Source organism: Diaphorobacter sp. J5-51, from assembly GCF_001023515.1.
GTDB lineage: Bacteria > Pseudomonadota > Gammaproteobacteria > Burkholderiales > Burkholderiaceae_C > Diaphorobacter > Diaphorobacter nitroreducens.
In genome coordinates this window covers 1-1,373 of sequence record NZ_JSYI01000028.1, presented here as the reverse complement: position 1 = coordinate 1,373, position 1,373 = coordinate 1, and the positions used below count along the sequence as shown (strand labels likewise).

Here is a 1,373-nt window from a genome sequence, read left to right as displayed (position 1 = left end):
GTCGCCAGTCCCCAAGGGGATTGGTGACTCCATTTTTTTTGGAGTTCCACCATGAATCAGACTTTTCAAGCTATCCGTCGCCAACAGGCCCCAGCGCCGAAGCGGGAAAATACCTTTCCCGCTCTCTTGGAGAGGAGCAAAGCCGAGATTGCAAAGGCGCTACCTCGGCATCTGAACCCTGACCGGATGGCGCGAATTGCGCTCACTGCATTCAGATCCAACGCAAAATTGGGGGAATGCGACCCCATGAGCGTCTTGGCAGCCGTGGTTCAGGCCAGTCAGATGGGTCTGGAGATCGGGATGATGGGTGAAGCCTATCTTGTCCCATTCAAGAAGGAGTGCCAGCTCATCCCTGGGTATGCAGGGTTGATGAAGCTGGCCCGCCAGTCAGGCCAGGTAGCTGACATCTACGCTCACGAGGTTCGTGAGAATGATGTCTTCCATCTCCGGCTGGGCATGTCTCGTGAACTTGTTCATGAGCCACTTGCTGGCAAGGGGGGCTTTCCGGCGACTGCTGAAGCACGCGGCGACATCACGGGCTTTTATGCGGTCTGTTCCTTCAAGGACGGCACTAACACCTTCGTAGCACTTTCGCTCGAAGATGTCTGCCGCATCCGCGATCGCAGCAACGGCTACAAGGCGGCAAAACTCTGGAAGAAGGACTCCCCCTGGGATACCGACTTCCCGGAGATGGGCAAAAAAACAGCGATTCGTGCACTCGCCAAGGTGATGCCGAAGTCGCCGGAACTATCTGCGGCCCTGGCCATGGATAGCGCCGCTGATGCTGGCCTCAGCCAAAACATTGACCTCCACCAAGCCGCTGATGGCACCTACGAACCTCAGATGACGGATCCCGATTCGGGGGAAATCTTCGAGCATGCGCAGCAAACGCAACATCAGCCCGCTCAACAGGCAACCGCCCAGCGAGTAACCCCTGATGTGCATACGGATGCAGAGCCAGTGCGTACAGCGGCACGACCTGCCGCAGCGACACAGGGCACGCATAGCAATCAGCAACGCGCACAGAGTCCGAGGGCTGCATCCGCTCCTGTTGAGGATGTGGCGCCCAAAGCATCCCAGGAAGGTTCGGAGACGATTCTGGACAAGTGGGTTAACCAGATGCGCAGCGTCAAATCGGAAGATGATCTCAACGAGGTCTATATCCGTGCAGAAGCTGGGCTACAAGGGGCTGACCGCGAAGTAATCGATCGCGAGTACAACCTGGTCAAGGAACGTCTGGACAACGGTACGTTGTTCTGATCCAAGAAAGAAATCCCTCCTGCTTCGGCAGGGGGTTTTCCAAGCCGTTTGGAATGTAGAGCGGCTCGGAAAACAGGTTTGTTGTTCAGCTGCGTAATGCACTGAGTTCAAAA

At 56.4% G+C, this 1,373-nt stretch carries 1 protein-coding gene; it reads left to right on the top strand.

Annotated features, from left to right (window positions below; genetic code table 11):
* Positions 1–51 precede the first annotated feature (51 nt).
* Entirely contained in the window at positions 52–1,260 is a 1,209-nt protein-coding gene (locus tag OX89_RS17780) for a recombinase RecT (RefSeq protein WP_084001981.1), read from the top strand.
* Positions 1,261–1,373: the final 113 nt, after the last annotated feature.